Genomic DNA, 21,126 nt, shown 5'->3' with positions numbered 1-21,126 from the left:
CCGTTCCACCCGGCGCGGACAGGGTTTCGGGCGAGGACCGGCGCCGGTCAAGCGGGGACCGGACTGGCGTCAGGCAGTTTGGGCGCCGCCGGTTCGGGCAGTGCCCGGAACAGCAGCCAGCTCAGGGCTGGCAGTGCGATCAATGGGACGAGGGCCCACCGCAGAGAGGTGGCGTCGGCGAGGCCGCCGATGAGAGGGCTCGCGAGTCCACCGATGCTCACGGTCAGGCCAAGGGTGATGCCGCTGGCCGTGCCGACGCGGGAGGGCAGGTAGTCCTGCGCGAGGGTGACCTGCAACGAGAACGGGACATAGAGGCCGACAGAGGTCAGCGCGACGAAAACGTAGAACGCGGGACCGGGAACGAAAACGACACCTGCGACCGCGCCCACCGTGAGCAGATAGGACCAGCGCACGACGCGAACCCGCTGCCAGCGATCGGCCAGCCGGCCACCGAGGACGGTACCCATCGCTCCACCGAGGTAGAGCACGAACAGCGCCACGGTACCGGCGGCGACTCCGCTCGCCGTACGCTGCTGGGCATAGAGCGAGATGAACGCGCTCAGGCCGACGAACACAATGGACCGGCATACGACCGCCAGCGACAGCTTCAGGAACGACTTCCTGTCGTCGGCCCCCGGCGCGGCTTCCGTACGGGAACCGGTGTGTGCGGTCCTGGACAGTGCGCGCAGAACGGGCAGGCACAGCACGCTGCCCGCGATGGCCGGCACCATGAGCAACGGCGAGAGCCGCAAACCGCCGGTCGCGACAACAGCGGCGACCAAGAGGGGCGCGAGGGCGAACCCGATGTTGCCACCGAGGGCGAACCAACTCATCGCCGAGTGACTGCCCCGGCCCGCGATTCGGGCGAGGCGGGCGGACTCGGGATGATAGGCGGCGACGCCGATCCCGGACACAGCAACGAAAACGAGCGTCAGCGGGTAGGAACCGGTGATGCCACTCAGCGCGATTCCCAGCCCGCCGACGATCGTGCTGACCGGCAGCAGCCAGGGCAGTGACCAGCGGTCGGTCAGCGCACCGAACAGCGGTTGCGCCACCGAGGACAACAACGAAGCGGCGAGCACGACTCCCGAGACCGCGGCGAAGGTGTACGCGCGTTCGGCCACGAAGAAGGGGACGAGCGCGGCCACCGCGCCCTGGTAGACGTCCACACAGGCATGGCCGGCAGACAGCAGGATGATCAGTTTGTTTCTTGACACCTCCCCATGCTCACCGCTCCGGGAGTTGTCCCGCTTCCGAGAAACTGCCTGTCAGTATCGCTAATCCGCCAATTCGCGAACCGCCCTAGGCGGCGAAGCCCAGGGCCAGCGACCCAACCACCGGCGCCAGGTACAGCAACGGGAACGGGATGTGCGAGTACGAGTGCGCGCGGACCACCGTGGCGACGGCTCCGGCGAAATACACCACAAGCCCGATTCCGGCCAGGAGGCCGACGAACGGCACCAGCAGGCCAGCCAGCAGCCCCGCGGCGCCTGCGGCCTTCGCCGTGCCCAGCCAGGGCCACCAGGAGCGGGGGACGCCGTACTGGGTCAAGGGTTCCACCACCCAGGTGGATCGAAAGAACACGGAGCCGGCCGAGAAGGCCACCATCGCGGCTGCCAGAACAGTGACGACGACGTACGCGGTAGACATCAACGATTCTCCTCGTCTGCTTGCGAATGACGGGCGGTTCGAGCTCGTCACTGTCCTGACACGGCCGGCATCGCGAATGTGACAGCGCCCCGAACCGCACCCGCCCCGGGTCCCGATCGCACTTTCCCGGGAAAGTGCGATCGGGTGGTCCAGGGGGAGGACGAAGGCCAGGAAGGGGCCAGGGGGAGTTCCAGGGGATGGGTTCAGGGGAACCGGCTGATCTGGAAGACCCCGATGTCGTCGGCATCACGGCCCTGACTGGGAGAGCTCTCGTTGAACGATGCCTCTACCGCGACCCAGCCGTGGAATCCGCCGTCGCTGTCGATGATCTGCATCATCGGCTTCACGTGCGAGTTGCCGGTGTAGCAGTACTCACCCCGATTGTCCGCGAGCGCGGTACGCCAGTGCCACAGGGTGTTACGCCGGTCCGTGGAGCTGGAGTTGGCCGTGCCCAGATAGTACTGCGTGGCCGTCGTCGTCCCGCCGAGACAACGTGCGCTGTCGCAGCGCTGCCAATCCCGCATCCAGAAAGGACTGCCGGAGCCCTCATCGACGTAGGGCTTTCCGGAGTTGGTCTTCCACAGGTGATAGTCGTGCCGGAACTCGCCGTGGTCGGCCGCGGCGATCGTGGCCATGGACGCCCTGTCGTTCCACTTCGCATTGCTTCCGTAACCATAGCCGTGGGTCGCGCCGAACGAGCTGCGCTTGAACGCGAGTTTCGCCAGCTTGCCCTCGATCGGCTGGCTCACGGTCCACTCCTCCCAGCCGTTGCCGTCCCACTGGATTCGCAACACCGATCCGGTAACGGTGTACGTTCCCTGCAGCTTCCGCGGCGGCGAACTGGCCTGGAATCCCGTGGCCGTCTGAACCTGACAGGATCGGGCACGGCAGCCCACCCCACGCACTCCGGTATAGCTCCGCTTGCCGGGCGAGCGCTGGGTCCAGTGGAAGTGCGACTCATAAGCCTTGCCATCGGCCGTCAACGAGTAGTTGGCGAGACGTACCCAGTTCTGCCGCGAACCGGCGTCCACTTTTCCGACCGCCACCACGAACCTGTGCATGCCGGCGGGCGCACCGGCAGCGGTAGCTGGCTGAGCCACGGCCGGCATCAACGCCGCGCCGACGACGAACGTCAGCGCGGCCGCGAGCACCACCCGCAGTCCGCGTCCGGGGCGGGGCGCGGCGTCGGTGCAGGCGGTGGCCGAGAGCATCGGCCACCGTTCTGGTTTCCGGATGATCCCCATGGTCTCTCCAAGTTCAGCTTGGTCGAACTGGCTGTACGGGCGCCACCACGAGCCATCGCGGTCGCGACGTGCACGAGAAACCGTTGCGCCAGAACATGTCAGCACCATGGCGGAGGCAACATCTCATCAGCAAGGGAAAGGATCGAGCCAAAATACTTCCAACTCGATACCGGAGCGCTCCGGTGACTCGCGGATTCGCGACTCACCTGGCGAGCGCCACATCCCAGGCGGTCACCTCGATCTCGCCGGTGGTACCCAGGTCGGTTTCCACTTCGAGAGTCTGCGGCTTCTGCCCTGGCAACGACGAGACCGCCAGCGCGGCCCCGGTCTCGGACTCGCCGTCGGTGACCGTCGCCGACCACGCGACGACGGACAGCAGCGAGTCTCCGGGGTCGAGCTCGATCGTCTTCGGTCCGGGATCTATTGCCATATAGGAGGAATCGTGTCGCACCTCGACGTCCACGGGTACTCCGGCCGGGTCAAGAACGGCAACGGCAGGGTAACCGGTGACAACTCGCGGGACGGACCCACAGTTGACCAGGGTCAGCACGACCGCGCGGTGCCCGAGCGCCGCCTCCACCTGACCCGCCTCGTGACGCACACCGGAATCGGGGCATGCCTTCGGTTCCGGGTTCGCGGGCTCACTCGGCCGCCACACCGTGGGCGCCGGGGTGAAGGTGGTCCCCGACGTCGTGGTAGATCGGGTCAGTGCGGTGTCCCCCTGCCCGCACGCGCCCACCGAAAGCAGTACCAGTGCGGCGACCGCGACCCTCTTCCCGTCCCCCATACGACAACACTAGCGCCGGCGGGCGATGCCCCGCGCCAACGCCCCGGCTCCTGACATCAGCTCCCGAATCCGGGTACACTCACTCTCGCTCCTCACAAAGGTGCTCCTGCTCCGCGCACGGGTGACGACGGCAAGAACGTATCCCCGGACGCGATGTCCCAGAGCCGTACCGAGGAGTCTCACGTGTCCATCGCTGTGCCTTCCATGTCCAGGAACCTGAACAACGTCGCCCGTTCGCCCGTTCGCGACCTGCTCGCCCTCACCCAGCGGCCCGAGGTGATCTCCTTCGCGGGCGGTCTGCCGGCCCCCGACCTGTTCGACCTCGACGGCTGGCGCGCGGCGTTCGCCCACGCCCTCACCGAAGGCAGCGGCCGCCGCAATCTGCAGTACGCACCCACTGAGGGCAACGCACAGCTGCGGGCCTTCGTGGCGGAGCGCATGTCCGGGCAGGGTCTCCCGACCGGCGAGGCGGACCTGCTGGTCACCACCGGCTCCCAGCAGGCGTTGACCCTGGTCGCGAGCACACTTCTCGAACCGGGAGCCGTTGTCGCCGTCGGCGAACCCACCTACCTCGCCGCACTGCAGGTGTTCCAGTTCGCGGGCGCGCGAGTCGTCGGGGTTCCGGAGGACGAGGAGGGCATGGATCCGGACGCGCTGGCGCGGGTCATCGCCAGGGAACGCCCCACGCTGGTGTATCTCGTCCCGACCTTCGCCAATCCGACCGGTCGAACGCTGAGCCCGCGGCGGCGGCAGGCGATCACCGAACTGACCGCCGCCAACGGCGTCTGGGTCGTCGAGGACGATCCCTACGGCGAACTGCGCTACCGGGGCACCGGAGTACCACCACTCGCCGCCGCGCTCGGCGCCCAGGACCACGTCGTCTACCTCGGAAGTTTCTCCAAGATCGGTGCGCCCGGCCTGCGACTCGGCTGGGTTCGTGCTCCGCGCCCGCTCAGGGCCGCGATCATCGTCGCCAAACAGGCGGCGGACCTGCACACCTCGACCATCGATCAGGCCGCTGCCGCGCACTACCTCGCCACCGCCGACCTCGACGCACACGTGCTGCGCCTGCGCGGAAGCTACCGGGAACGGCGGGACACGATGGTCGCCGAACTGTCCGCCGCCATGCCTGCCGGTACCCACATCGACGATCCGGACGGTGGCATGTTCGTCTGGCTCCGGCTCCCGTCCAGCATCGACGCGCAGGACGTGCTGCACGCGGCTCTGCGGCGTGACGTCGCCTTCGTGCCCGGCGCGGCGTTCTTCGCCGGCATCCCTGACCGGGCGACCATGCGGCTGTCCTTCACGACGCATACCCCGGAGGAGATCGCCGAGGGTGTGCGCAGGCTCGCGGAAGCGCTGGATGCCGTCGGGTAGCGCACCTGATCACCTCACTCGGTCTGGCGGTGATGCCGGGTGAGCAGGGCCGCTCCGGCGCCGATCAGCAGCAGACCCGCCGCGACGGGCAGACCGACCGAGACACCGGTGCTCGCCAGTTGGCTGTATTCGTCCTTATCGCCCATCGGGATGTACGAACCGTCGTAGCCTCCGGGCTGTTGTGGCCCGCCGGGCGGCGGAACCGTGGTGTCGGGCTCGCTCGGCGCTGTCGGCGTGGTCGATTCTGTGGGCTCCGCTGGTTCCGTGGGCTCGGTCGGCTCGGTCGGCTCCGTGGGAGTCGTGGGCTCCGTGGGCTCCGTCGGAGTCGTGGGCTCTGTGGGCTCTGTGGGCTCCGTGGGCTCTGTGGGAGTCGTCGGCTCGGTCGGCTGGGTCGGCGTCGTGCCACCGCCCTCGCCGGTGATCTCGATCGTGGCCAGCACGGAATTCTGCCCGGGGTCCTGCGTGCATGCCGAATCGAAGGTCCCGAGTCCGGTCTCGGCACCGTCCGCTGTTCGCGGAGTCAACGTCAACAGCAGGTTGCCCACCGTGATCGTCGCCTTCCCCGGCTCGCTGAACGTCAATGAAGGTGCGGCTCCCGTCGCCACCACCTCGAACGGACCGGAAGCTGGAACCTGCGTCTTGGCCACCGTCGTCGGAACCTTGACGTCCAATGAACCCTGCGGTGCGTCGACGGTCGAATCCGCCAGCGCCGTACCTTCCACCGTCTTCGCACCGACCAGCGTCAGACCTTGCGTCGCGGTTTCCGGCACGGTCGATACCGCCGTGATGTCGAACGCGGGCGTCGGGACTCCTACCTCCGCCGTTGCCGGCAGATCGGCCGAGATCACCACCTTGATCGGTTGCACGCCGATCAACGGAAACGGGCACTTGTACCCGAGTTCCAAGGTCACCGGCTCCGCGGCACTCGTCCCGGCCCCCAGCATCAGCCCGGCTGCCGCGACGCAGGTGGCCGTCGCGGCCAGTCCGGCACCGAATTTACGTGATCTCGTCAACACGCCGGTCATTCCTCTTCCGTCGGGCCGGATGACCCCACTGAATTCTTGGCACCCGGAGAATACTTCCGAAAAGGGAAAAGGGCGCCCCTTGCGACGTTCATCCTGTTGCTACCGCGTGGAAAGCTACTGCAGCACCGCGATGACAACAAGGTATTCGACGCCGCGCGAAACAATTCCCGCACAGCCTCTGATCGACGTGACAAAATCGTTCGCGACAACGCTCAGCGACGCACAGTTCAGTGGTACACGCTCAGGCAGGACACGAACCGACCGGCGCCAGGCCCAGGAACGCGGCCGCTCTCGTCAGCGCGTGCTCGGCTGCGTCACCATCGTGATTCGCGTTGTCCTTATCGCAGAATCCGTGCCCACAGTCGTAGACCTCCGCGGTGACATTCCTCGTGCCGGCGAGCCCTGCGGCCACGCGTCGAGGGGAGAAACCCGGTTCCACCGCGGCGAAAAGCGACAGGCACGGGCAGGCCGGTCGCAGATCGAGATGGTCGCGGATGCGTGAACCATAGAGGCAGACCACGGCGTCGAAGACGCCGCTGTTCGCGGCGATCCAGCTGGCCGTGGCGCCGGCGCTGAATCCGAGCGCGAGGACCCGCCGATACCGCGGTCGCAGTGATTCGGCGACGCCGATCAGCCTGCCGGCCATGGCGTCGACACCACCCGTGCGCCGCAGGTACCCGACGGCGGCCCGTTGCTCGTCGTGACGAAAACGCCGGGTTGGATCCTCGAACAACGCTGGTGTGTGGACATCGCAGGAGTAGCGAGCGAATCGGTCCCGCATCCGTTCGATGTGCGCGTTGAGACCGAGAATCTCGTGCGCGATCACCAGTGCTGTCACCTCACACCCCGGCGCGGCCGCACCACGCTCAGCTGTCGAGCCCATCGCGGTCCGCCCATTCGAGCAGGGTGTCAAGTGTGTACGCGGTGTCGTCGATACCGTCGTGCAGGTCGCCGAACTCGGCGAACCTCCCCGGCACGGTGGCGATCGTGCAGTCACCGGGCTCGACGTCGTCCACCTCCTGCCAGGTGATGGGGGTGGAGACCGTCGCCTCGGGGACACCACGCACGGAGTAGGCACTGGCGATCGTGTGGTCCCTGGCGTTCTGATTGTAGTCGACGAACACCCTGCTGGGGTCGCGTTCCTTGCGCCACCACGCCGTCGTCACCTCGTTCGGCGCACGGCGCTCCACCGCCTTCGCGAAGGCGAGCGCCGCCCGCCGGACCTCCGAGAATCCCCAGCGCGGCTCGATACGGACATAGATGTGCAGGCCGTCGCCCCCCGAGGTCTTGGGCCAGCCGACCATCCCGAGCTCGTCCAGCACCTCGTGGGCGACGTGGGCGACCTTGCGCACGGTGCCGAAGGCACAGTCCGGCATCGGGTCGAGATCGATGCGCCATTCGTCCGGCCGCTCGGTGTCGGCCCTGCGCGAGTTCCACGGGTGAAATTCCACCGTGGACATCTGCACCGACCACACCACACTGGCCAGTTCGGTCACGCACAACTCGTCCGCATGGCGCTTGTAGCGGGGGAAGTCCACCCGCACGGTCTCGACCCACTCAGGCGCACCCTGCGGGATCCGCTTCTGGTGCACCTTCTCACCCGAGACGCCGGACGGGTAGCGGTGCATCATGCAGGGCCGCTCTCGCAATGCCCGCACGATGCCCTCGCCGACGGACAGGTAGTACCGGGCGAGGTCAAGCTTGGTCTCACCCCGAGCCGGGAAGTACACCCGGTCCGGGTTGGAGATGCGCACCGTCCTGGTCCCGACCTCGAGTTCGACCGCAGAGTCCTTGGCCATGGAACAGAACGTAGCCGGTAACCGGCCCACAGGCCGCACGAATCGGCTGACTGGTTGTTCTCGTGACCACCCGCGGCCGGTTCAGGGCCAGCGCCGCAGCGGCTTCTCCGAGGCGACTTCACCGGAACTCGGCGCGGGCACCGCTGTGGCCGGCGGAGGGCCCGCTGCCTGGGGCGGGATCGGTTGCCCGCCGGGCGGCGTGAATGCCCCGTTGGCGTCGGGCATGGCCGGCTGACTCGCGGCCGGGTAGCCCGCCAGCGCGTTCTTGTGATCGCGGCGTGGCGACCGCCGGAGCAGGCCGAGCAACCCCAGCAGACCTGCCAGTCCGAGCAGGCCCCACAGTCCGTCATCGTCCTCGGTCACCGGGTCGGCCTCCTGAACCTGGAGGGGTACGCCGTATCCCCGCTCCTGTGGCGCGGGCTGGGCAGCGGCCAGCGGCGACGACGACATCGCGACACCGACGGTCGCCGCGATTGCCCACACTCGCATCCTCTTCGACATCACGGCAGAGCTCCCAACGTCGAGCAGCCCCTGAGCCGGTCTCCGGGGCAAACCGCCGACATACCCCGGCGAATGGCCGATCACCACATCATCACTCGGAGGTGTACCCGTTTTCGCTGATTCGGGTGGCCGCGGTCGCGTCTTGGATACCAGACGTAATCTCCATGTCCACTCTGGAACCGCTTGGGGTCGCGGGGTGCAATGGGCCAACTCGGTGGCCGGGCGCGTAACCCGGCACCACAACGCCGTAGTCGGAGGTGGCCACGCGATGACGACGACAGACCCCACGAGCCCGGCCGTCACCCGCAGGCTCGTGCTCGCCACAGTTGCCGGCGCCCTCTTCTTCCTGCTCCCGGTGCGCTGGGACGGCAGCTGGACGGTTCCGTTCGACGTCGCGGTCAGCACGATCACGGGTGAACTCAGCTGGTTGGTCGAGTACTACAGCCTCGCCCTCATCCTCGGCGCGCTGGCCCTGACGGTGGCGGCCTACGGTCCTGCCGGCGAGCGGTGGTCGTTCGTGCGGGGTTTCCGCGCACCGTGGCTGATGATCCTGCTGCGGGTCGCAGGCGCCGTGCTGGCGCTGATGATCGTGACCCGAACCGGCCCTGACGCCGTGCTCGCCCCAGGGGTCGGCGGGCTGATGTACGGCAAACTGGTGGCCGCGGTCGCGGTGATCGTGCCGATCGGCGCGCTGTTCGTGACGCTGTTCGTCGCCTTCGGTGGTCTGGAACTCGTCGGCACTCTCGCCCGGCCGGTGATGCGGCCGCTGTTCCGGGTGCCGGGCAGGGCGGCACTCGATGGCATCGCCTCCTACGTCGGCAGCTACTCCGTCGGGCTCTACGTCACCAACAAGATGTATCTGGAGTCGCGCTACTCCGCCAGGGAGGCCGTCGTCATCGCGACCTGCTTCTCGACGGTCAGCCTCGGCTTCTTCGCCGTCGTGGCCTCCACCCTCGACCTGCTGCCGTACTTCGGCCTCCTGGTCCTCGTCGTCTCCTTGCTCACGCTCGTGCTCGCGGCGATCCTGTGCCGCGTGCCGCCCCTGTCCCGCATACGTGACAGGTATGTCGGCGAGCCCGTCCGGGAACCCGAGGTGCCCGGCAGGCTGTGGCCCGCGGCCGTCAAGGCGGGCAGGCATCGCGCGGCGGAATCGGGCTCCGTGCTGTTCGAGACGAAGCGGGGCCTGATCGACGGCGTACGCCTGGCCATGACCGTTGTTCCCGCCATCCTCACCGTCGGCGTGCTGGCCGTCCTCGTCGCGAACCACACCCCGCTGTTCGAATGGCTCAGCGCGCCGGTGGAACCGCTCATCTCGCTGGTGGGGATTCCGGACAGCGAGGTGGTCGCACAGTCCACCGTCATCGGGATCAGCGAGATGTTCCTGCCCGCGTTGCTGGCCGTCGACGTCTCGCTGCAGGCGAAGTTCTTCGTGGCCGCGATGTCGCTGACCCAGATCTTCTTCTTCAGTGCCACCATTCCGTTGCTGCTTTCCCTCGAACTGCCGGTACGGCTGTGGCACTGCCTGGTGTTGTTCGTCCTGCGGACGCTGATCAGCATCCCGATCCTCGCGGTCGTCACACACCTGCTCTTCTAGCCTTGCCATAGCGGCGCGGACGGACGACGCGCTACCTACTTTCGGCGGGGAAAGTGTGTTTCTGATTTGGGTACAGAATGGACAGAGCGCGCTATTGTTCGGTGGTCATATCGAACTGAAGAGCGGATTGATCCATGAGAACTCGTCGTGCCGCGGCTGCGGTCCTGATGGCCGTATCGGTCACCGTCACACCAGCCGTACTGGGGGGTGGCGCGCAGGCGTTCGCTGCGTGCCCCGAGGTGGGCAATGTGTACTACTCCATCTCCAACGGGGCCAAGAGCTGGTTGAAGACCAATCTGCGCAGTGACTATCTCAGAGGCCCCGGGACCATCACGTACAACAAGACGACGACGTCGTCGGTGAACGCGTCGGTCTCGGGCACGACCAGCGCGGAAGCGGGCGTCGTGTTCGCCAAGGCGAGCGTGTCCCTGAGTGTCACGGTCGGCGGAAGCTACGCCAAATCGGACTCCTGGTCCTATGCGGCACATGTCTCCGCCGGGCAGACCAAACGCCTGCAGCAGTACAAGGAAAGCCGTTCTTTCACGGCGAAGAAAACACGCATCGTGGCCCCCTGTAACAATCGCACCGAGTGGTCGCGCAAGTTCAACGCTCCGGTGAAGAGTGCGACCTACAAGTGGCAGCTCGACAGCTGAACCGGCTACCGAGGTAGAGGTGGGCCCTGACATCCGGTGGACGTCTGGGCCCACCCTTCCCGCGCGAAACCGCCACACCGGGATCCGCTGCGAGGTTACCGCGGCCGGGAACCTGTACGTCCGTCGTGGGCCACACGGACGCGTCGAGGGTGGGAGTTACGCCGAGGTCCTGTGCGGGGTGTCGAGCCCGCCGATCAGGGGTAAGGCCCAGAGGTCCACGAAACGAAGGAGGACCGGATGAGCGAGCAGCGCAGCCGAGACGAGGACCAGGTGTCGCCGACCCCGGAGAAGGATCCGGGCGAGTGGGTCACCGGGGACGAGCCGATGACCGGCCTGCAGCGGTCCTATCTGCACACCCTCGCCCAGGAGGCCGGTGTCGAGGTACCGGACGGGCTGAGCAAGGTCGACGCGTCACAGTGGATCGACAAGCTGCAGGAACGGACCGGCCGGGGTGAGTGAGCGACACTCCCTCATCCCGGCAGCGGTACCGACCGTCCCGTCTTGATCGCGTCGAGTACCGGCAGGGTGTCGAACCTGCGCACGTTCTCGTCGCGCATGAAGAGCCGGTCCGACAACTCCCTGCACTCGCGTAGGTCGCGGGTTATCAGCACGACCAGGTAGTCCCACTCCCCCGCGAGGTCGTAGCACTGCTGCACTCTGGGTTCGGCGAGCATCCGCTGCCGAAAGACCGCGTGATGTTCCGCGGACTCCCGCTCCAGCGTCACCAGCACGGCCGCGAGCGCGGTACTCCCGACGCGCGCGGGGTCCACCACCGCCACCTGTCCGGTCACCACGCCCGCGGCGCGATAGCGCGTGAGCCTCCGCTGTACGGCACTCGGCGAAAGACCCACCGCCGTGCCGAGGTCGTGCAGCGGGCGACCGGCATCCTCCTGAATCAGTTCCAGGAGATGCCGGTCGATCGGGTCGAGCACCAGTGGTTGTCGCACGCAATAATCTTGCGCTTCAGCGGTAAATTTTTCAATCGGCGCCACCGGCACCCGCTCTAGCGTTGAGGTTCGTCAGGTACCACCCGAAAAGGAGTTCCCGTGCGCGCCAGCCCGCCCCGGCTCGATGACGAGTCCGTGACCGAACTGTCCCTCACCCGCATCGCCGAAGCGTCCGCGGTGATCGATCCGGAGTTGCGGAACACCCCGCAGTTCGTGGACGAACAGCTCTGCGCCGCGTTGGGCAGGCGCGTCCTGGTGAAGGTCGAGACCCTCAACCCGTTGCGCAGCTTCAAAGGGCGCGGGGCGCAGATCCTGGTCCAGCGTTTCGCGCCAGGCACCACATTGGTCGGTGAGTCCACCGGCAATTTCGGTCAGGCGCTGGGCTACGCGGCTCGCGGCAGGGGGCTGAACGCCGACGTCTTCATGGCGGAAGGGGGAAATCCGGCCAAGATCGGCCGGATGCGGTCCTTCGGCGTGACCGTCCACGAGGTGGCAGGGGACGCGCGTGCCGCCGCCGTGGCCTACGCGGGCGAACGCGACGACCGGGTCTTCGTGGAGGACGGTGACGATCCGGCGATCGCCGAGGGGGCGGGAACGATCGGTGTCGAACTGCTCGCGGCAGGGCCCATCGACACCGTGGTCCTCCCCATCGGGGACGGCTCGCTGATCACCGGCGTCGCCCGCTGGATCAAGGATCGCTCGCCGGCTACCCGGATCATCGGGGTCTGCGCGGCTGGGGCCACGAGCGTGGCGGAGAGCTGGCGTACCGGCCGGGTGATATCCAGCCGAGCGGACACGATCGCCGAGGGGATCCGGATCGACCGGCCCGTGCCGTCGTCACTGTCCCGGATGCGCGCGCTGGTCGACGACATCGTGCTGGTCGAGGATTCGGACATGCTGGCCGCGATCCACACCGCCGCGACCACCCTGGGACTGGTACTGGAACCCTCGGGCGCCGCGGGGCTCGCGGCTATAGCCGTGCACGACCTGCCGGGAGACCTGGTCGCGACCGTCCTCACCGGATCGAATCTCGACCCGGCGCTGTTCGGGGCGGTCTTTCCGCGCTGATGTGCGGGCGGCGATGGGGAGACTCAGGCGACGCGGGAGCGGTGGGCCACAATGACGCGGTGACCACTTTGCTGGATGTGAGTACCCCCGCCACCCGATTCCGCCTCGTCGCCGTCGCTGAGGCGATCTCCTGGGCGGGCCTGCTGACCGGGATGTTCTTCAAGTACGTCGTGGTGCACAACGAGATCGGCGTGCAGATCTTCGGACCCATCCACGGTGCGGTGTTCATCGCCTACGTCGCGATCGCACTCTGGGTGAGAAAACCACTGGGCTGGAGCGGGCGCACCATGGTGATCGGACTCCTCGCCAGTATCCCGCCGTTCGGCTCCGTGTGGTTCGAGCGCTGGGCGGCCCGGCGGGGAGCTATGGCTGAGCTGTCCACCGGACAGGACGAACCGACGCGCTGAAACGTTGAGCGCTGGGCCACTCAGCGCGGAGGCGGTGAGCCGGAAATCCGGCCCACCGCCTCGTTCGCGCGGTCCGCCTGCCGCGGATCAGGCGACCGCGACGGGCTCTCGCGTCCTGCCCTCGGCGCCCGCCTCCGCCGAGGCGGTGCTGCGGAAACCCCGCAGTCGCAGGCTGTTGCTGACCACGAACACCGAGCTGAAGGCCATCGCGGCTCCCGCGAGCATCGGGTTGAGCAGTCCGGCCGCCGCCAGTGGCAGGGCCGCCACGTTGTAGGCGAACGCCCAGAACAGGTTTCCCTTGATCGTGCGCAGGGTCCTGCGCGACAACCGGATGGCGTCGACCGCGGCCCGCAGGTCACCCCGCACCAGAGTGAGGTCGCCGGCCTCGATCGCCACATCGGTACCGGTTCCCATCGCGAGCCCGAGGTCGGCCTGCGCGAGCGCCGCCGCGTCGTTCACCCCGTCACCGACCATCGCCACCACATGACCTTCGGCCTGCAACCTGGCGACGACGTCCACCTTGTCCTTCGGCAGCACCTCGGAGATCACGGCGTCATCCCCATCGATCCCCACCTCAGCGGCGACCGACCTGGCGACGGCCTCGTTGTCCCCGGTGAGCAGCACCGGGGTCAGCCCGAGACCACGCAACTGAGCGATCGCCTCGGCCGAACTCGCCTTGACGGTGTCGGCGATCACGAGTACCGCCTTCGCCTGCCCGTCCCAGCCGACGGCGATCGCCGTGCGGCCCTGCCGCTCAGCCACGGCCTTCGCCTCCGCAAGTTCGGCCGGCAGCCGCAGGCCCCACTGATCCAGCAGCGCGGTCCTGCCCGCGACCACGGCGTGGCCGTCGACCACACCCTGTACACCAAGGCCCTCGGTGCTGGTGAAGTCCTCGACGTCACCCAGTTCGCCGACCTTGTCCCGCGCACCCTTCGCGATCGCGCGGGCGATGGGGTGTTCCGAGGCGTTCTCCAGTGCCCCGGCAAGGTGCAGCACCTCGTCGGCCTCGACGCCGGGCGCGGTCAGAACGTCCACGAGGGCCATCTGCCCGGTGGTGACCGTGCCGGTCTTGTCGAGCACGATGGTGTCCACCCGGCGAGTGGACTCGAGGACCTCCGGGCCCTTGATCAGGATCCCGAGCTGGGCGCCCCGCCCCGTGCCGACGAGCAGCGCGGTCGGCGTGGCCAGGCCCAGTGCGCACGGGCAGGCGATGATCAGCACCGCGACAGCCGCGGTGAACGCCGCCGCGACCGAGCCGCCCGCACCGAGCCAGAAGGCCAGCGTCCCGACGGCCAACGCGATCACGATGGGTACGAACACCGCGGACACCCTGTCCGCCAGTCGTTGCACGGCGGCCTTGCCCGTCTGCGCCTCCTCGACGAGGGTGGCCATCTGTGCGAGCTGGGTGTCCGATCCGATCCTGGTCGCCCGCACGACCAGCCGTCCACCCGCGTTGACCGTGGCGCCGACGACATCGTCGCCGGGGGACACCTCGACGGGCACCGACTCGCCCGTGAGCATGCTGGCGTCTACGGCCGAGTTGCCCTCCTCGATGACCCCGTCGGTCGCGATCTTCTCCCCTGGCCGGACGATGAACCGGTCGCCGACCACCAGCGCATCGGTGGGGATGCGTTCCTCGTGACCGTCACGGAGCACGGCGACGTCCTTGGCGCCGAGTTCGAGCAGCGCCCGCAGGGCCGCTCCGGCCCTGCGCTTGGACCTCGCCTCGAAGTACCGGCCCGCGAGGATGAAGGTGGTGACACCGGCCGCCACCTCGAGGTAGATGTTCGCGTCACCACTCATGCGCTCGATGGTGAATTCGAACGGGTGCGTCATTCCCGGCACTCCCGCGCTACCGAAGAGCAACGCGTACAGCGACCACAGGAACGCCGCGGTCGTCCCCAACGACACCAATGTGTCCATTGTGGCCGCACCGTGGCGCAGGTTCGCCAGCGCGGCCTTGTGGAACGGCCACGCCGCCCACACGATCACTGGTGCGGCGAGGGTGAGTGAGATCCACTGCCAGTAGGTGAACTGCAGTGCGGGCACCATGGCCATCGCGATCACCGGAACCGACAGCACGACGGCGGCGATCAACCGCTGCCGCAGCGACCGCGTCGGGTCTTCGGCCTCGGTACCGGGCTCGTCGGACGGCTCCGAGCGCCGCGGCGCGGGCAGGGCCGCGGCGTAACCCGCGGCCTCGACCGTCTTGATCAAGACGCTGGGGTCGATCTCCGCTGGACCGGTGACCTTGGCCTTCTCGGTGGCGTAGTTGACCGTGGCGCTGACGCCCTCGAGTTTGTTCAGCTTCCGCTCGATCCGCATCGCGCAGGAAGCGCAGGTCATCCCACTGATCGAGAGTTCGTAATCCTGCCCCGCGACCTGCTGGGAGTCGTGCACGTCGGCGCTCGTCATGGCGCTCCTTCCCGCGTCTCGCGCGTCAGCGGTGGCCATGTTCGCCACCGTCTTCCTCATGGGCACCTTGGGAGGTGACCGGCGGCGCCGGGGCGCCGGCGGCTTCCGGGACGGCACCCGCGGTGGTGACGGTGAACTCCGCGGTACGCACTTCGCCCTCGTGCCGGAAGTCCAGGAAGAGCCGGTAGGTGCCGGCAGAGGGAACCTCTGCGTGGAAGGTCACCCCGGGCCCAGCCGCCGTCCTCCCGTCACCGGGAGTCCCATCCGGATGCACGTGGAGATAGGCGAGATCCCCGTCACGCAATGCGACCAGGTGCCCGTAGGCGTCCAGGTAGGGCTCCAGATCGGTCACTCCGCGACCGTTCCTGGTCACCGCAACGGTGACCGCTGAAGACCGCCCCGGCACCAGGTCACCGGAGAGGCGTACCTGGTAACCGTCCACGTTCGCCACCGAGGAGGATTCGTGCACGGAGGGCCGGAAATCGCCGGGTACGGCGAGGTCGACACCGAGGGTCATCGGCTGCCCACCGGCCGGCACGAAATCGGCGAAGGCCCGGTAACTGCCCGCCGCGGGGACGTCCAGCGGCACCGACCAGGTGCCGTCGCCCTTCATCCTCGGGTGAACGTGCTGGAACTCCGTGGTGTCCCGTCGCACGACGATCAGATGCATCCGCTTCTCGTGCTCGACATCGAACCCGGTGAGGGTCGCACCGTCCGGGCCGAGAACGCGGAAGGTGAACGGCTGATTCGTACCCGGCTCGAGCGTCGTACGGGTGGGCGTGAGGGTGTAACCGCCCCTGGACGACGCCAGCCCACCGGGCTGGTCCTGCTCGGCCCCCGCGACGGTGCCGCTGTGGTCGTCCCCGTGCTCGGCGTCCTCACTACCGAGCGCACCGGCCGAGCCGGTGAAGGGACCGACAGCGGAGCCGATCGCCGTGGCGCCCGCGGCGACCAGGGCGAGCGCTACACCGTAGGCGGAGAGCTTGACTGCAGTGTTCATGCCTCTTCCTCACAGCAGGTCATCGACCTGCGGCTTGAGGAGCTGTCGCCGTCAGGCGCTCAGCTCGTATCCGGCTTCCTCGACGGCAGCGCGCACCTCGTCGGCACCGAGTTCCTTCGCGCTGGTGACGGTGACCGCGCCGGTGGGCAGGTCGACAGCCACGTTGGTCACGCCCTCGATCTCACTGACCTCCTCGGTCACGGAACGGACGCAGTGGCCGCAGGTCATGCCCTTGACGGTGTAGGTGGTCTCAGCCATGGAAAGTCTCCTTACTCGTGGTGAACGGTGTATGCGGAGTTGGAACGACCTCAGGAGCGGACCAGGCGAGCGATGGCCTCACTGGCCTCGCGGACCTTCTCGTCAGCGGTTTCGCCACCCTGGGCGACCGCCTCGGCCACACAGTGCCGCAGGTGCTCGTCCATCAGGCCGAGTGACACCGACTGCAGTGCCTTGGTGGCCGCCGAGATCTGCGTCAGCACGTCGATGCAGTACTCGTCGTTCTCCACCATTCGCTGCAGCCCGCGAATCTGCCCCTCGATCCGGCGCAACCGCTTCAGGTAAGCGTCCTTGTCCCCGGTGTATCCCCGCATGACCCTCTCCTTCACATCAGCCGACGGCTCTACCTAACGATACCCCTTACCCCTAATCCCTCAGGCAATGCTCGGGGTTGCCGCCGACACGACATTTATACCCACAGGGGGTATCCCAGTCAAGTCCGCCACGGGATGTCCCCGCCGTGGCCGGCCGATGTCCACTTGTGACCGGCCGACCATCCCGGCCCGACTTCGGCTTCGACTTTTCCCTTTGCCGGCAACGACGCTTCCGCCTGGGCCACGCGGACGCCGATTGGCCACATCCGACGCGAATTCGCCAGGGGAAGGAATACCCGCTGGTGTATCTGGTTGACTGCTGCTAGCTTCACCGCATACCCCCCACCCGTAAGGAGTTATCCAATGTCCACGACCACACACGGGACGAGCCGCCGCTGGTGGGCGCTCGCTCTCATAGCCGCGGCACAGTTCATGGTGATCATGGACACCTCGATCATCGGGGTGGCACTCCCCCGGATACAGCAGGACCTCGGCTTCTCCCCGGAGAACCTGTCCTGGGTCTTCAACGCCTACGTGGTCGCCTTCGGCGGCCTGCTGCTGCTCGGCGGACGGCTGTCCGACCTGCTGGGCGCCCGCCGGGTGTTCACCGCGGGCTGGGTGGTGCTACTCGCCGGCTCCGCGATCGCGGGAGCGGCGGGCGAGGTGTGGGTCGAGCTCGCGGGACGTGCCACCCAGGGCATCGGAGCCGCGTTGATCGCACCCTCGGCGCTCACCCTGCTGATGGTGCTCTTCGGCAGTGAGCCGAAGGACATGACCAAGGCACTCGCACTCTATGGAGCGGCCGCTCCGGCAGGTGGCACCGCGGGAGTCTTCCTCGGCGGAGTAATCACCGAGTACATCAGCTGGCCGTGGGTGTTCTACATCAACATCCCGATCGCGCTGATCGCACTGGCAGCCATTCCCGCACTGATGCCGCAGGGGCAGACGAGGCGCGGCTCAACGGACTTCCTCGGGGCGATCACCGTCACCGCGGGCCTGGCCGTCGCCGTGTACTCGATCGTCCGGGCGTCGGAGGCCGGCTGGAATTCGGCGCAGACACTCGTCGGGTTGCTGGTCGCCGTCGCACTTCTCGGCACGTTCCTCGGCATTCAGGCCAAGCGCCGTGCTCCGCTGGTCCGGCTGGGCATCTTCCGTACCCCCAACCTCGGCGCGGCCAACGTCGCACAGCTACTCCTCGGTGCCGCGTGGATTCCGATGTGGTTCTTCCTGAACCTTTACCTGCAGCAGGTTCTCGGTCTCGACGCCTTCGCCAGCGGCTCGGCGTTACTGCCGATGACCACGATCATCATGGTGATCATGATCGCGCTCGCACCGCGACTGATGAATCGGTTCGGCGCGAAGCCGATGGTGGTGGCCGGGCTGACCGTCCTGGCCCTCGGACTGGGGTGGCTGTCCCTGCTGCGGCCCGACGGCGGCTTCTGGGTCGACGTACTGCCCGCCTCCGTCGTCGCGGCGACCGGCATGGCGCTGGCGTTCATCCCGTCACTGGGCACCGCCATCGCCAGCGCACGCCCGGAGGAAGGTGGCCTTGCCTCCGGCATCGTCAACACCAGCTACCAGATCGGCTCGGCACTCGGCCTCGCGGCGATGACCGCGCTGGCCGCGTCACTGGGCGCGGGCAACTCCGACGACGTGGTCGCGCTCACCGGCGGTCTGTCGGCGGCATTCCTCGGCGCGGGCGCCATCGCCGTCGCAGGTGCGCTGATCGCCGCGCTGACGCTGAACCGGAGCCGGTCACGGCACACAACGCCGGGCGAACGGAACGACACAGCGGCCCGGTCCGGCGTCACCGGCTGAATCCGATACAGGCTAGGAGCACCTCATGCGCAACCTCATCCCCCCTGAGACCGCCGAAGCACCGCAGAAGTCGAGTGAGCTGCTGACCGGGATCATCGAGCGCCGCGGTTCGGCGGGCGACATGATCCGCACGATGGCCCACTCGCCTGCCGTGCTCCACGGCTACCTCGACCTCTCCCGCGCCATGAAGCGGAGCAGATTGGCTCGCCCGTTGAGCGAGAAGATCTCCCTCGCGGTACAGGAATGGATCGGTTGCGCACTCTGCCTGCGGGCACATGCCGAGGCTGGACGGGCAGCGGGCCTGAGCGAGACCGACATCGTGCTCGCGAGGCAGGCAACGGCAACCGACCACCGCGAGGCGGCTCTGGTGTCGTTCGGCCTGCGCGTACTCGCCGAGCCAGGGTCGATCGCGAATGACGATGTAGCCGGCCTGCGAGTCCACGGCTGGAGTGACCGGATCATCGCCGACGTCGTCGGCCTGGTCGCGCTAAACCAGCTGACCGGCTCGTTCAACCTCGTCGCTGGTATCGAGCCGGGCCCCGAGGAGTGACGTTTGGGACCGGCGCAACCGAGCAACCCCTGGCTGCGGTGTCTCCTCCGCCGTAGCCAGGGGCCAGGCGACGACACCGGCATCAGGTCGCGGGTGTGGGCAGAGAGGAATACGGTCAGGAGTTCCGGCACGAGCCGAACGGGAGGCGCAGGACCGGGTGAACGTCGAGGGAACGCTTCTCCTGCTCGCGCTGACATTTCTGGTCATCGCAGGTCTGTACGGGATCGCGTTCCTCGTCCGTCTGGGTAGGACGATCGCCGACGTCCGTCCCTTCCTCTCCGGACATCCACCGGCCGAACATGCTCTCTCTCGCTATCACGCGCACTGGTACGCGGTCACGATGGTCTTCCTCGCCTTCGACATGGAGATGGTCTTCATGTACCCATGGGCGCTCGTCGTGGCGAAGACCGGTATCTCCGCCGTGGTGGAGATGTTCGTCTTCCTGGCGATTCTCCTGGCCGGTGTCGTCTACGCCTGGCGAGAGGGGGCACTGCGGTGGACCTGAGATGGCGTCTGGAACCGCGGATTACGAGGTCATGGTGACGGAGGGACCTCGGCCGACGAAGTCCCGCTATCGAGGCGGCAGGGCGCCGAGCAGCAGAACACAAGGCCCCCTGGGAGTCAGCGCCCTGGCGACTCGATCGCGGACCCGAGTTCACAGACGAACACTGAGAGCCTGGTTGCTCCGGCAGACGCCCCCACGCCCTCTGCTGGTGAACACGCCGGGCGGAACCGAAGCGCGGCTGGCTGTCGAACGTCAAGTGCGGGAGCGAGGGTGGCGGTTCGCGGCGAGCCCGGCGGAGGCGAACCTGCTGGTTGTCGCCGGGCCTGCCGCACACGCCCTCGAGCCGTATCTGGACCGGGTGTGGCGGTCCATTCCCGCACCGAGGGCACGGGCAGACATTCCCACCGCCCTTGATGCGCTCACCCGGCTGGAGGAGGCCGTCGACCGCTTGCGGGGTGACCGGCGGGAGAGTGAGTTTGTCGTCCTGGTGCTGCTGGCGGCACTCGGTGCCGTACTGCTTGCCGGTGCCGGTGATCTGCTGCTGCCGATGGCGGCCTACCTGTTGGCCAGTGTCCCGCTCTATGCGCTGACCGGGTCCGCCAAGGACGCCACCGGCACCGAGGCGTCGTTGAAGTACTACCTGCTCGGCGCCCTGCTCGGGGTTTTCCTGCTGTTCGGAGTCATGCTCCTGTTTGGCGCGGGCGAGGCCACCCGGTACGCGGAGTTGTCCGACCGGTTGCCCGCCGCGCCGATCGCGCTGGTAGTCGTCGGCGGCATCCTCGTGCTGGCGGGCCTGCTGTTCAAGGCCGGGGCCGTCCCAGCCCACTTCTGGGTACCGGACGTCACCGAGGGCGCACGCCCGGGTGTCGGAGCGCTCGTCACCACGGTGCCGAAGATCGGCGCGGTCATCGCGATCCACCGGCTCGTGCAGGGGGCTCTGCAGCCGGCAGACCTGGACTGGGGCCTGTTGCTGGCGCTGATCGCGGCGGTCATGATGACCCTGGGCAATCTAGCCGCGTTCTTCCAGAACAACGTGCGTCGTCTGCTCGCGTACTCGACGATCAGCCAGGTCGGCTACCTGCTCATGGCGCTCGCGGCCGCCGGCCATAGCACTCTGGCCCTACCCGCCCTGCTGCTCTATCTCGGGGCGTACGCCGTCACTCCTGACAGCCCTACAGGCCCACCCACCCCACTAA

The 21,126-nt window shown here is 67.8% G+C and carries 23 protein-coding genes; 10 read left to right on the top strand and 13 right to left on the bottom strand.

The genetic code is table 11. From position 1 onward, the window contains the following. Positions 1–47: 47 nt before the first annotated feature. The 4 genes from D0C15_RS10040 to D0C15_RS10025 form a co-directional block, all read right to left on the bottom strand. A complete protein-coding gene (locus D0C15_RS10040) occupies positions 48–1,217 on the bottom strand; it encodes an MFS transporter (RefSeq protein WP_116043269.1) in 1,170 nt (389 codons plus the stop codon). A gap of 85 nt (positions 1,218–1,302) precedes the next feature. Continuing rightward, on the bottom strand, positions 1,303–1,650 hold the full coding sequence (locus tag D0C15_RS10035; protein WP_116043267.1) for a DoxX family protein: 348 nt from the start codon (positions 1,648–1,650) through the stop codon (positions 1,303–1,305). Between the two features lie 203 nt (positions 1,651–1,853). Continuing rightward, the gene (locus D0C15_RS10030; protein WP_116043264.1) at positions 1,854–2,894 is read right to left on the bottom strand and encodes a hypothetical protein; all 1,041 of its coding nucleotides are present in this window, start codon (positions 2,892–2,894) and stop codon (positions 1,854–1,856) included. A 202-nt stretch (positions 2,895–3,096) separates the two neighbouring features. Next, positions 3,097–3,681 (bottom strand): DUF4232 domain-containing protein, encoded by a 585-nt coding sequence (locus D0C15_RS10025; protein ID WP_116043261.1) that lies wholly within the window; start codon positions 3,679–3,681, stop codon positions 3,097–3,099. 183 nt (positions 3,682–3,864) lie between these two features. On the opposite strand from D0C15_RS10025, the gene D0C15_RS10020 reads away from it, so the two are divergent. Continuing rightward, entirely contained in the window at positions 3,865–5,058 is a 1,194-nt protein-coding gene (locus D0C15_RS10020; RefSeq protein ID WP_342768568.1) for an aminotransferase-like domain-containing protein, read from the top strand. Positions 5,059–5,072: 14 nt separating this feature from the next. Here D0C15_RS10020 and D0C15_RS34665 read toward each other — a convergent pair whose 3' ends face one another. The 4 genes from D0C15_RS34665 to D0C15_RS09995 form a co-directional block, all read right to left on the bottom strand. Then, entirely contained in the window at positions 5,073–6,083 is a 1,011-nt protein-coding gene (locus D0C15_RS34665; RefSeq protein ID WP_211323142.1) for a DUF6801 domain-containing protein, read from the bottom strand. Between the two features lie 241 nt (positions 6,084–6,324). After that, positions 6,325–6,966 (bottom strand): dienelactone hydrolase family protein, encoded by a 642-nt coding sequence (locus tag D0C15_RS10005; protein WP_116043255.1) that lies wholly within the window; start codon positions 6,964–6,966, stop codon positions 6,325–6,327. Then, on the bottom strand, positions 6,950–7,882 hold the full coding sequence (gene ligD, locus D0C15_RS10000) for a non-homologous end-joining DNA ligase (protein ID WP_116043253.1): 933 nt from the start codon (positions 7,880–7,882) through the stop codon (positions 6,950–6,952). Before ligD ends, D0C15_RS10005 begins: the two co-directional genes overlap by 17 nt. Before the next feature lie 81 nt (positions 7,883–7,963). Further along, positions 7,964–8,383, bottom strand: a complete 420-nt coding sequence (locus tag D0C15_RS09995; RefSeq protein WP_162829979.1) for a WGxxGxxG family protein — start codon at positions 8,381–8,383, stop codon at positions 7,964–7,966. Between the two features lie 268 nt (positions 8,384–8,651). Between D0C15_RS09995 and D0C15_RS09990 the strand changes: the two genes are divergently transcribed. The 3 genes from D0C15_RS09990 to D0C15_RS09980 all read left to right on the top strand — a co-directional run bounded on the left by D0C15_RS09990 (position 8,652) and on the right by D0C15_RS09980 (position 11,089). Further along, positions 8,652–9,977: a YjiH family protein gene (locus D0C15_RS09990; RefSeq protein ID WP_116043248.1), complete on the top strand. Its 1,326-nt coding sequence runs from the start codon at positions 8,652–8,654 to the stop codon at positions 9,975–9,977. A gap of 134 nt (positions 9,978–10,111) precedes the next feature. After that, the gene (locus D0C15_RS09985) at positions 10,112–10,630 is read left to right on the top strand and encodes a hypothetical protein (protein ID WP_162829980.1); all 519 of its coding nucleotides are present in this window, start codon (positions 10,112–10,114) and stop codon (positions 10,628–10,630) included. 237 nt (positions 10,631–10,867) lie between these two features. Beyond that, positions 10,868–11,089: a DUF3072 domain-containing protein gene (locus tag D0C15_RS09980; RefSeq protein ID WP_116043243.1), complete on the top strand. Its 222-nt coding sequence runs from the start codon at positions 10,868–10,870 to the stop codon at positions 11,087–11,089. Between the two features lie 11 nt (positions 11,090–11,100). Here the strand turns inward: D0C15_RS09980 and D0C15_RS09975 are convergent, their stop codons facing one another. Then, positions 11,101–11,577 carry an Lrp/AsnC family transcriptional regulator gene (locus D0C15_RS09975; RefSeq protein ID WP_245975686.1) on the bottom strand — a complete coding sequence of 159 codons (477 nt, stop codon included), beginning with the start codon at positions 11,575–11,577 and terminating at the stop codon, positions 11,101–11,103. A 99-nt stretch (positions 11,578–11,676) separates the two neighbouring features. On the opposite strand from D0C15_RS09975, the gene D0C15_RS09970 reads away from it, so the two are divergent. Further along, on the top strand, positions 11,677–12,645 hold the full coding sequence (locus tag D0C15_RS09970) for a threonine ammonia-lyase (protein ID WP_245975685.1): 969 nt from the start codon (positions 11,677–11,679) through the stop codon (positions 12,643–12,645). A 59-nt stretch (positions 12,646–12,704) separates the two neighbouring features. Next, positions 12,705–13,052 carry a DUF3817 domain-containing protein gene (locus tag D0C15_RS09965; RefSeq protein WP_245975684.1) on the top strand — a complete coding sequence of 116 codons (348 nt, stop codon included), beginning with the start codon at positions 12,705–12,707 and terminating at the stop codon, positions 13,050–13,052. A gap of 87 nt (positions 13,053–13,139) precedes the next feature. Here D0C15_RS09965 and D0C15_RS09960 read toward each other — a convergent pair whose 3' ends face one another. The 4 genes from D0C15_RS09960 to D0C15_RS09945 are packed head-to-tail and all read right to left on the bottom strand — an operon-like array spanning position 13,140 to position 17,057. Then, complete coding sequence (locus tag D0C15_RS09960; protein WP_116043238.1) at positions 13,140–15,467, bottom strand: heavy metal translocating P-type ATPase; 2,328 nt, start codon at positions 15,465–15,467, stop codon at positions 13,140–13,142. A gap of 25 nt (positions 15,468–15,492) precedes the next feature. Next, positions 15,493–16,467: a hypothetical protein gene (locus D0C15_RS09955; RefSeq protein ID WP_116043236.1), complete on the bottom strand. Its 975-nt coding sequence runs from the start codon at positions 16,465–16,467 to the stop codon at positions 15,493–15,495. A 51-nt stretch (positions 16,468–16,518) separates the two neighbouring features. Continuing rightward, positions 16,519–16,725, bottom strand: coding sequence for a heavy-metal-associated domain-containing protein (locus D0C15_RS09950; protein ID WP_116043234.1), 207 nt, complete (start codon positions 16,723–16,725; stop codon positions 16,519–16,521). Positions 16,726–16,775: 50 nt separating this feature from the next. Next, positions 16,776–17,057 carry a metal-sensitive transcriptional regulator gene (locus D0C15_RS09945; RefSeq protein WP_116043231.1) on the bottom strand — a complete coding sequence of 94 codons (282 nt, stop codon included), beginning with the start codon at positions 17,055–17,057 and terminating at the stop codon, positions 16,776–16,778. A gap of 363 nt (positions 17,058–17,420) precedes the next feature. Here D0C15_RS09945 and D0C15_RS09940 point away from each other — a divergent pair, with 363 nt between their 5' ends. The 4 genes from D0C15_RS09940 to D0C15_RS09925 all read left to right on the top strand — a co-directional run. Beyond that, the gene (locus tag D0C15_RS09940) at positions 17,421–18,875 is read left to right on the top strand and encodes an MFS transporter (protein WP_116043229.1); all 1,455 of its coding nucleotides are present in this window, start codon (positions 17,421–17,423) and stop codon (positions 18,873–18,875) included. A gap of 25 nt (positions 18,876–18,900) precedes the next feature. Then, complete coding sequence (locus tag D0C15_RS09935) at positions 18,901–19,425, top strand: carboxymuconolactone decarboxylase family protein (protein ID WP_116043226.1); 525 nt, start codon at positions 18,901–18,903, stop codon at positions 19,423–19,425. Between the two features lie 157 nt (positions 19,426–19,582). Then, a complete protein-coding gene (locus D0C15_RS09930; RefSeq protein ID WP_116043223.1) occupies positions 19,583–19,930 on the top strand; it encodes an NADH-quinone oxidoreductase subunit A in 348 nt (115 codons plus the stop codon). A gap of 208 nt (positions 19,931–20,138) precedes the next feature. Next, positions 20,139–21,126, top strand: a 988-nt coding sequence (locus D0C15_RS09925) for a proton-conducting transporter transmembrane domain-containing protein (RefSeq protein ID WP_281270682.1), incomplete at its 3' end; no start/stop codon positions are given.

It is taken from the genome of Amycolatopsis palatopharyngis, from assembly GCF_003385185.1.
In the GTDB taxonomy this organism is placed as follows: domain Bacteria; phylum Actinomycetota; class Actinomycetes; order Mycobacteriales; family Pseudonocardiaceae; genus Amycolatopsis; species Amycolatopsis palatopharyngis.
Note: the sequence above shows the minus strand (reverse complement) of the source record. Positions and strands in the feature narration are given on the sequence as shown.